This window comes from Gilliamella bombi (assembly GCF_900103255.1).
Classification (GTDB): Bacteria; Pseudomonadota; Gammaproteobacteria; order Enterobacterales; family Orbaceae; genus Gilliamella; species Gilliamella bombi.
On sequence record NZ_FMWS01000037.1, the window covers coordinates 96747 to 106611 of the forward strand.

Consider the following 9865-nt stretch of genomic DNA (forward strand, 5'->3'; position numbering starts at 1 on the left):
AATGTCTATCAATTTAGAACAATTAATGCAAACACAGCAGGCGTTAGCCAAGCAGGTTAAATGCGATGATGACTTTAATGCGTCAATAAATTACGTTGGTGGTACTGATGTTGGTTTTGAAGATAATGGCAAGATTACTCGAGCAGCAATCGTCATTTTGCGCTATCCAACTTTCGAGGTTGTTGAGTATCATATTGCTCGGGTTGAGACAGGGTTTCCTTATATTCCTGGTTATTTGTCTTTTCGGGAATACCCTGCGCTACTTGCCGCTTGGCAACAGGTAACACAGAAGCCAGATTTGTTGTTCGTTGATGGGCAAGGTGTTGCTCATCCTCGGCGTTTAGGTATTGCAAGCCATTTAGGTTTGTTGTTAGATATGCCAACAATTGGTGTTGCTAAAAAAAGGCTTTGCGGTCAATACGAAATATTACCTAAGCAAGCAGGTAATGTAACACCTTTACAAGACAAGCAAGAACAGATTGGTTGGGTTTTATGTAGTAAAAATAATTGCAATCCTTTATTTATTTCAACAGGTCACCGAGTAAGTCAAGATAGTGCTTTAAAATGGGTTAATTTATGCTTGCGGGGCTATCGTTTGCCAGAACCGACTCGCTGGGCTGATGCGATAGCATCTAACAAGCCTTTGTTTAAGAAGTTTATTTATGCAGAATAATTCATTACCGTTAAAAAAAGGTGGCTTTACTTTTAAGCGTTTTTTTGTGGCGCACGATAAAAGTCCAATGAAGGTAACAACCGATAGTTGTTTGTTAGGGGCTTGGGTTCCGATTGATTCGTCTCCGCAAAAGGTACTCGATATTGGCTGTGGTTGTGGTGTAATTGCGTTAATGTTAGCTCAGCGGTTAGAACATGATAGCAGCCAAATTGATGCCATCGATATTGATATGCAGGCGGTAGCACAATGTCAGCAAAATAGCCAACAAGCTGGTTTTACTTCGATTAATGCGATTAATGCTGATATTAATCAATTTCAGCTAAGTTATGCGGTGGGCTATGATTTGATTGTGACTAATCCCCCTTATTTTGAATCTGCCGTTGATTGTCGCAATTCCCAAAGACAGTTGGCACGTTATACCGAATGCTTGAACTTTCAACAGCTTATTGACACAGTTAAGCGCTTACTAAAACCGAAAGGGCAATTTTGTTTAGTTTTACCTTATCATTTATCCAATCAGTTTAGGTTATTATGTGAATCTAATCAGTTATATTTATTCCAACTGATGAATGTTAGATATAGTGCAGATAAAGACTTTTCGTTATCATTATTGGCTTTTTCATTTATCCAGGCTAATAAAATTGATGAGCAGCAATTGTGTATGCGAGATGGTGATGGGCGTTATTCTCAAGACTTCAGAAAGCTATTAGCTGACTTTTATTTATTTCGAAAATAACGCCTAACTAATTAATTTGGTGTTATGTAGAAGTGTAAAATAGCGATGATAGCTAATAGGATGATTGCAATAGCGTACACTTTGTCATGCAAGTAACTAAATGCTGGCAAAGATCGTTCCTTTCTGGCATAAAGGTAAAAACAGAGTCCCATACTATAGAGTATCATCGACAGTAATAAATAAACTGTGCCACCAGCATAAATCAACCATATGCCATAAAGCGATCCTAAAGCGCCAATCATAATTAAGTAGGCTTTACCTTGTTGAACGGCTAATTTAAAAACAAAGAGAGCCGCCAGTAAATAGGGAATAAGCACCATTGAGGTTGATAATTGGATTAAGGTGTTGTAGCCAGATTGATAGTAGTGGGCAAGGATAATTAATACGGTTATTAAACATGTTGTTAACCATAATGCGTTGGATGGCGTGCCTGCTTTGTTGAGTTTTCCAAAACAACTTGGTACTGTGTGTTGTGTGCCTTGGCCAGCTAAAAATAGCATTTCGGCCGCTAGCATTAACCATGATAGTAATCCACCACTGACTGACACAATTAAACCAATATTAATTAATGTTGCTCCCCAGCTGCCTACTACATGTTCAATAACAAGTGCCATTGAAGGGTTTTTCATTTGAGCAAGTTCTTGTTGTGGCACAATACCAAGCGATAACACTGATACGCAAACAAGTAATAAGCTGGTAATAGCAAAGCCAAAAAAGGTGGCTCGGCTAATGCTGATGATGTTTTTGGCTCTAGCAGCATACACAGTTGCGCTTTCAATCCCTAAGTAGACCCAAACGGTATAGAGCATGGTGTTTTTTACTTGCTCGATAATTGAGCCTAATTGCGGTGTTCCCCAAAAATCTATCTTAAATGTCGATATTTTAAAGGCAAGGCTAACACAAACAATAAATAAACCAATAGGCACGATTTTCGCTAATGTTACTAGGCAATTTAATAAAAAAGCACGATATATTCCTTTTAATACAAAATAGTGCACTATCCATAAAAATATGATAGCCGTAATAACGGCAGGTAATGTGGTACCATGACCAAAGAAGCTCAAGCAATCAAAAGATCCTAATGCACTAAATAAAATCACTAGGTAGCTGGTGCACGACATCCATGCTGATATCCAGTAGCCCCACGCGGCATTAAAGCCGATATAATCGCCAAAACCTTCACGCACATAACCATATAATCCATCATTGATTTTGTAAAATCGAATCGATAAATACTGAAATATCCGTGTTAGCATTAACATGCCAAATAGAGTTATTATCCATGCAATTAAAATAGCGCCAGAGCCCGAACTTTCGGCCATGTTTTGTGGTAGGCTGAAAATACCGCTGCCTACAATACTGCCAACCACTAACAGTGTGAGTGGCAGGATGCCTAGCTTTTTTCTTACCGATGTATTCATATTGTTGTCTTATTATGTGGTTTAGTACGGTTAATATTTAATATAGATCGATTAAAATCTTAGTGACATGCAACTTACGCCACCATCAATCTTTTGATATTCCGATGTATCAACTTCAATAACTTGATAACCAAGTTTTTCTATTTTTGCTTTTGTTGTTGGATAGCCCATTGGCATTATTACGTGATCATTAACCCAAATACAGTTGGCAGCATAACTTTCTTGTTCGGGAATTTCGATAATATTAAAGCGTTGAAACTCTGGTTTAGTTATAAATTCGCCTGCTGCTAATAGGTTATTGTTTTCTAAATAAGCTAAACCTGTTTTTAGATGTAATACTTTTTCAAGCTTAACTACCGAACCAGTTAATCCGTACTTCTCTAAAATAGCTATCATTTGGTTAGCACCAGCTTGGTTGGTTCGAGCAGATAAGCCAATATAGTAGTGGTTTTCAACCATCATTATATCGCCAGCTTCAACGGTGCCTGGTGCGGTGATTCGCTCAACTTTATTGGGATAAAATCGTTCAATGGTGTCTGATATAATTTCGGTTTCTGCTCGGCGACTTTCAGCTCCAGGCCTTGTAATAATTGCACAATATGGGGTACAAAGCACAGCGTCTTCAACAAAGACTGAATCAGGAAAACGTTCGTCGGGTGGTAAAATAGTGATATCAACATCGCACTGCTGTAGTGCTCGAATGTAATAGTTATGCTGATCTAAGGCCTTTTGATAATCAGGTTTACCCAAGTTAGCTGACGTTAATCCGTTAATTAAAGATTTGGCGGGTGTTCTTGCAATAATATGGTTAAATTTTTTCATTCTATCTATTTCCTTTTGTTTTAAATAATTATGCTTTATTTGTGAATAATAATTCACATTTATAGCTTTATCAAGATGTAAAGTGTATTTTTATTCGTTTTTGGAGGTTTTGTTGGTTTTTTATCTTGATTTATTTAGCTGAATTTAGATAGAGTGGTGGTATAAATCTATTTTTTATGCAATGAAAATGACTAACTTATTTTATTTTAGAAAGGAAATAAAAGTATTCAAAATAAAAAAAGGCACTAATTGTGCCCTTAATAGTAATTATTCGCCGTCAAAATTAACTAAAGTAAAGCAATCAATTCCCATATCCGTTAACTTTGTTTTGCCACCTAAATCTGGTAAGTTGATTACAAATGCGGCGTTTTCGGCAATGCCACCAGCTTTACGAATTAAATTCGCTGTTGCAGCAATTGTTCCACCTGTAGCAAGTAAATCATCAATAATTAATACTCGTTCACCTGGTTTAATGGCATCAGTGTGAATTTCTAACGTATCTGTACCGTACTCAAGCTGATATTCTTCTTTAAATACGTGGCGAGGCAATTTATTAGGTTTTCGAACAGGAATAAAACCGACACCTAACGCTAACGCAATTGGTGCAGCAAAAATAAAGCCTCGAGCTTCTGTGCCTACTACTTTATCAATTTTTTTATCACGATAATGATCAATTAATAATTCAACAGTGGTTTTAAATGCAGCAGGATCAGCAAGTAAACTTGTGATGTCACGAAACAAAACCCCTTCTTTTGGATAGTTGGGAATAGTAAGAATGCTGTCTTTAATTAATGCAAGTTTTTCTTGTAACTGATTCATCTAAATGCTCTCTAAGTTCTTCTATAAGAGTTGCTAATCTTACATTATATACCTGCAAACTTTTTAGTTGCAACAAAGAAACCGTAATATCATGCTGAAACCTAGCAATACTTATAATTTAAGTAATAAAACTGCCATTACTGTATTTAGCACAGCAATTATAATGGAACAATTAAGAATGTCTTTTTTCATGTTCAATTAACCATCGTTTCCTTTCTAACCCTCCGCCATATCCCATTAATTCACCATTTGAGCCAATGACTCGGTGGCAAGGTATGATAATTGCAATTCGATTAAATCCATTTGCGCTTGCAACTGAGCGGATAGCATGTGGATTATTGATGTTTTCTGCTTGCTCTTTATAGGTAGTTAGTTTTCCATAAGGGATTTGTTTTAAACTGTCCCAAACAGTTCGCTGAAAATCTGTTCCAGGAGTATGTAATTTAACTGCAAAATATTTTCTTATTCCTTGAAAATATTGATCAATTTCATTTTTAGCTTGAACAATATGGCTATTTTCTCCAAAAATAATTTTTGTATTAAGTTGTGTTTGTAATTGTTTAAATTCTGTTTCTAACATTCGACGATCCACGAATTCTAATAGGCAAATACCTTGATTAGTGGCGCAAATAAACATTGGTCCCAATGGTGTAGTTAGGCGATTAACCAAAATAATTTCGTTATTAGTATTTTGAGATGGGGCATTTTTCATTATTTTTTTGTAAGTGTATCCAAAACCACTTAATGACTCATATCCTGTATCATAAGCGGTATTAATGACATTTTTACCAATTTTAAGCTCTTGAAAGGCATTATTTATTCGATACATCCTTTGATAGGCTTGGAAGGTAATACCATAATTTTTTTTGAACCAGCGTCTGATCGTTTCGGGGCTTATTTGATGCTCTTTTAATATCATATCGGATATTTTTGTTTTAGGATTTTGGGTAATTAATGCGATAGCTTTAATGACTTCTGATGGTGCTGCGTTAGAATTTTCAGTTGGTTTGCAAATTTTACAAGGACGATATCCAGCATCAAGAGCTTCTTTGAAAGTGCTAAAAAATTCTACATTTTCATATTTTGGTTTCTTTGCCCGACAAGTTGCAATACAAAATACCGAAGTTGTTTTAACTCCAGCATAGAATATCCCAATATAGCCTTGGTCTTTTGCAAGTAAAGCCTGATAATATTGTTTTCTTTTGTCTAAATTGGTAATAAGCATAATTTTTAAAATCTTAATTTTAGTTAATTGATAACTGAGTTTTGTAATCTGGTTAGCATATTAAATAAACAGTAAGCATCGCAACCGAAAAACCGACAACTATTTTTATTTTACTGTTTTTATGGTTTATAAATATAATTGGTGATTACCACATTCTATCTTTGTCAAAATGTGGTTGTATTTAATATATAAAGATTGACGTAATAAAACCTTAACCATTTAATGATTGTTGATTAAGGTTTTTGTTTAATTTGTGAATAAAGGAGATGTGTTTAACGATTTTGCGACAAAACTATTAACTGATAGTGCTGCATTAAGTTTGCCTTGAATGGCTAATGCTTGTTGCTTTGATTCACATTGGGTAAAAACACATGCACCAGTTCCTGTTAATCGAGTTGTACCATATTGGGAAAGGTAAGTAATTATATTATCTATTGTTGGATAACGTTTCCTAACTACTTCCTCACAATCATTTTTTAATTCGTTAAACTTCAATGAAAGTAAATCCGTAATGCTTTGAGCTGGCGTATTGCGAGTTAGCTCAGGATCATTAAATATTTCGACTGTTGATATTTCAATATTAGGGCAAGTGACTAAATACCAATATTCAGGAATATCTACAGGGTGAAATTGATCGCCAATTCCTTCGGCAAAAGCCGCATGACCATAAATAAAAATAGGGACATCGGCACCAATTTTTCGTCCTATATCCATTAGTATTTCGGTTGATAAATTAAGTTGCCATAGCTGATTAAGTGCTACTAATACTGTTGCAGCATTAGATGAGGCTCCTCCTAATCCACCACCCATAGGAATTTTTTTATCAATTGTAATATCTACACCTAAATCATTACGGTTGGTATAGGATTTCAATTGTTCAGCAGCAACAACAATTAAGTTTTTATTAACGGGTACATTTGTAAAATCGGTTAATAAGTTAATTTTATTATCTTGACGAACATTAAAGATTAGGATGTCGCAATAATCAATAAATTGAAATAACGTTTGCAAATTATGATAATTGTCAGAACGGCGTCCAGTGATATAAAGGAATAAATTTAATTTAGCAGGTGATAACCACTGTTTCATAACTAATTATCCTTTATCGTAAAATCCAGTCACTAATTTTTAAGCGAACAACTTCGTCATCATGCGTAAGCTCTATAGTTGCAGGTAAATCTATCTTTTTGTTTTGATAAGTATAAGTAGAGTAACTTGGAATTTTTAATGTCCATTTATTGTTATTTTGTATAAAGACAGTTGAAAGTAATCTTCCTGAACTATCTAACTTATCAATATTGATGTTGTCTGAAAATCCTTTTAACCAATTATGCAAAGAATTAAGTGGAATATTTACATTGGATATCTTTTTCATAAGATTTTCAATATTGGTATCTTGGTAATTTCTACCGTCTTTATCAACCAGTTGAGCATAATTAGGTTCGGCGTTTAATGTTAAAATATTGCTACCAATGGGGGAGGTTAATTTAACTTGGTAGTAATCAGTTGATTGTTGAGCTATTAAAAATCGTCCATAATTACGAGATTTATCACTTATGTAAGCTATACTACCTTTAACTTGGAATGTGTTTATTTGTTTTAGATTTTGTTGGCGGATTTGCCACTGCTGTTCAATCGAAGTGTTGTTTTGAGATTTTGTTATTTGGCAAGCGGTGATAAGTAAAGGTAATATGAAAACAAATATATATTTGATTTTAGACATAAAATAACTCTTAGTTGTTAGTGTTTGTGTCAATAAGTGCAGTATTATAACTGATAATTTACTGAATAAGAAAAAGAACCTTTACTGTTTTTTATGTATAATATGGACGTTTAAGAACTGTTAATAAAATAATATATTTAATAACCTTCAAAAAAGAAGCGATGCAATGTCTATTACAATTTTTGGTGTTAATCATAAAACAGCGCCAGTTGCTTTAAGGGAAAGGCTTGCTTTTCCTAATGAGATTGTCGATAAAGCACTATACAGCTTATACCAACATCCTTTAGTTGATGGGTGTGTTATTTTGTCTACCTGCAATAGAACAGAAATTTATCTTAGTTATGAGCATCAAACCGACTATCTAAGATTAAAACAATCTGTAGAAAGTTGGTTAGGACAATTTCATCATCTTGATGTTGATCTATACCAAGATTCATTTTATTGGTATGACGGTCAACAAGCTGTTGAACATTTGATGTCGGTAGCAAGTGGTTTAGATTCTATGATCATTGGTGAGCCACAAATTCTAGGGCAAGTTAAGCAAGCATATAGTTTTGCTCAAGAACAAAATTGCTTATCTGTTCAATTAAAAAAACTTTTTCAAAAAGTATTTCATGTAGCGAAAATTGTCCGTAGTGAAACCAATATTGGCACTAATACAGCATCTGTCGCTTATGCTGCTTGTTTAGTTGCTCGCCATCTTTTTAGTGATACCTCTAATTTAAATATTATGCTTGTTGGCGCGGGTGAAACAATAGAGCTTATTTCACGTTACTTAAAACCGCATGGATTTAATCAAGTTATTATTGCCAATCGAACCCGTGAAAAGGCATTAAAACTTGCGGTTGATATTGATGCAGAAATCATTTCATTACCTGATATCGCTAATCGACTTAAAGATGTTGATATTGTGATCAGCTCAACAGCGAGTCCTTTACCTATTATAGGTAAAGGCATGGTTGAGCGCACTTTACGAGCTAGAAATCATCGTAAAATGCTGTTTATTGATTTAGCTGTTCCTCGCGATGTCGAGGAAGAGGTTAGTCAACTCAATAATGTGCATCTTTATACTATTGATGACTTACAAAAAACGGTTGAAAGTAATTTAGAACAAAGAGCTATTGCCGCTAAAGAAGCGCAATATCTTATTCAAGAACAAGCTGAACTTTTCATTGATTGGCTTAAGACTAGACATGCAGTTGCTTATGTTAAGCAGTATCGTAGTAATGCAGAAAGTATCAAACGTGAGTTACAAATAAAAGCCTTAAATGCCATCAGGCAGGGCGCTAACATTGACGATGTTTTTGCTGAGTTTTCGCATCGCTTAACCAATAAATTAATCCACGCACCGACTCAAACATTACTTCATGCAGCTACACATGATTGTGATGACTGTTTTAAAGTATTAAGTAAAGGGTTAGGATTGAAAGAACATTAGTCAATATGTCGTTTTGCTTAGGAAACGAGGAATAAATTGGATCAGATTGAATTTTTTGATATTCCAAGCCCGTGTAAACGGGTTTGTGTAACTGATAAACAAGGCTATTGTATTGCTTGTTATCGCTCAAGAGAAGAAAGATTTAGTTGGTTAACCTTGAGTGATAGCCAAAAGCAAAATGTAAACAACGGGCATTAAAACGCCGTTATCTATTATCAAAACAGCAACGACAACAACAAGACTTAAATCCAATAACACCTCAATTCGATCTCAATTTCTAAATCTATTTATCTATTTTTAATATATATTGTAATCTTGTTTAACTCAGAGTAGGATTTTTATACATATAAAGATGGCAATTATTTAGTCACCTTTTTTAATATTATTGGAATTTAAAATATGAAAATGTGTATTGCATGTGGAATGCCAATGACTGCTATTGCTGATTATCCATTGCTCGATATGTCTAAAAACTATTGTAAACATTGTGCTCATAAAGATGGCACAATGAAAACATTTGATGAAAAATGGCATGAAGTTACATTACAATATGCTCAAAATCACAATGTTGATAATGCAGTAGCTAAACAAACTGCTTATATAATCCTTAAAAAATTACCTGCTTGGAAACGCAGGTGGTAGTTGATTTTTTAGGCAACCAAAACGCTTTACGATAATACCTGTTGCAGATATTGTAAAGCTTAGTATAATGCTAACGTTTACTTATTTACACGTTTAATGCCAGTGTGGCGAAATTGGTAGACGCAGCGGATTCAAAATCCGCCGCCCTTAAAAGCGTGTCGGTTCGAGTCCGACCACTGGCACCAATAAAATCAATAGTTTAAATATCTTTTCTTCGACTATTTACACTAAACTTTGTGTCATCAAAATGGCTTTATGCCGTAAATGTGACATTGTTTGCGAACTCCAACATATGATCAGCGTTCAAGTGAACATATTTCTTTTGCTCCGTTCCACGTTTTCCCAGTGTAAATACCCCAAACTTAG

Annotated in this window: 10 protein-coding genes, 1 tRNA gene and 1 pseudogene; 6 read left to right on the top strand and 6 right to left on the bottom strand. The window is 34.6% G+C overall.

The features are described 5' to 3' along the window. The first annotated feature begins 7 nt into the window (after positions 1–7). Together nfi and B9N71_RS07735 are read left to right on the top strand one after the other, a co-directional pair. Positions 8–673: a deoxyribonuclease V gene (nfi, locus tag B9N71_RS07730; RefSeq protein ID WP_370738307.1), complete on the top strand. Its 666-nt coding sequence runs from the start codon at positions 8–10 to the stop codon at positions 671–673. Continuing rightward, on the top strand, positions 663–1409 hold the full coding sequence (locus B9N71_RS07735; RefSeq protein WP_065590445.1) for a tRNA1(Val) (adenine(37)-N6)-methyltransferase: 747 nt from the start codon (positions 663–665) through the stop codon (positions 1407–1409). Before nfi ends, B9N71_RS07735 begins: the two co-directional genes overlap by 11 nt. Before the next feature lie 11 nt (positions 1410–1420). Here the strand turns inward: B9N71_RS07735 and B9N71_RS07740 are convergent, their stop codons facing one another. The 6 genes from B9N71_RS07740 to lolB form a co-directional block, all read right to left on the bottom strand. Further along, on the bottom strand, positions 1421–2830 hold the full coding sequence (locus B9N71_RS07740) for a basic amino acid/polyamine antiporter (RefSeq protein ID WP_065590444.1): 1410 nt from the start codon (positions 2828–2830) through the stop codon (positions 1421–1423). A gap of 51 nt (positions 2831–2881) precedes the next feature. Next, positions 2882–3652: a dimethylargininase gene (ddaH, locus tag B9N71_RS07745; RefSeq protein WP_065608562.1), complete on the bottom strand. Its 771-nt coding sequence runs from the start codon at positions 3650–3652 to the stop codon at positions 2882–2884. 267 nt (positions 3653–3919) lie between these two features. After that, a complete protein-coding gene (gene apt, locus B9N71_RS07750) occupies positions 3920–4471 on the bottom strand; it encodes an adenine phosphoribosyltransferase (protein WP_065559991.1) in 552 nt (183 codons plus the stop codon). Positions 4472–4643: 172 nt separating this feature from the next. Next, positions 4644–5696 carry a bifunctional transcriptional activator/DNA repair enzyme AdaA gene (locus tag B9N71_RS07755; RefSeq protein WP_085165302.1) on the bottom strand — a complete coding sequence of 351 codons (1053 nt, stop codon included), beginning with the start codon at positions 5694–5696 and terminating at the stop codon, positions 4644–4646. A gap of 246 nt (positions 5697–5942) precedes the next feature. Beyond that, positions 5943–6785: a 4-(cytidine 5'-diphospho)-2-C-methyl-D-erythritol kinase gene (ispE, locus tag B9N71_RS07760; protein ID WP_085165304.1), complete on the bottom strand. Its 843-nt coding sequence runs from the start codon at positions 6783–6785 to the stop codon at positions 5943–5945. A 13-nt stretch (positions 6786–6798) separates the two neighbouring features. Further along, a complete protein-coding gene (gene lolB / locus B9N71_RS07765) occupies positions 6799–7419 on the bottom strand; it encodes a lipoprotein insertase outer membrane protein LolB (RefSeq protein ID WP_085165306.1) in 621 nt (206 codons plus the stop codon). A gap of 166 nt (positions 7420–7585) precedes the next feature. On the opposite strand from lolB, the gene hemA reads away from it, so the two are divergent. From hemA to B9N71_RS07785, 4 genes and pseudogenes are all read left to right on the top strand, one after another. Beyond that, the gene (hemA, locus tag B9N71_RS07770) at positions 7586–8857 is read left to right on the top strand and encodes a glutamyl-tRNA reductase (RefSeq protein ID WP_065559989.1); all 1272 of its coding nucleotides are present in this window, start codon (positions 7586–7588) and stop codon (positions 8855–8857) included. A gap of 36 nt (positions 8858–8893) precedes the next feature. Beyond that, positions 8894–9138 (top strand): annotated as a pseudogene (locus B9N71_RS07775) (DUF1289 domain-containing protein). Between the two features lie 118 nt (positions 9139–9256). Continuing rightward, a complete protein-coding gene (locus tag B9N71_RS07780; RefSeq protein ID WP_065575322.1) occupies positions 9257–9499 on the top strand; it encodes a zinc ribbon domain-containing protein in 243 nt (80 codons plus the stop codon). A gap of 98 nt (positions 9500–9597) precedes the next feature. After that, positions 9598–9684 (top strand) — tRNA-Leu (locus B9N71_RS07785). Positions 9685–9865: the final 181 nt, after the last annotated feature.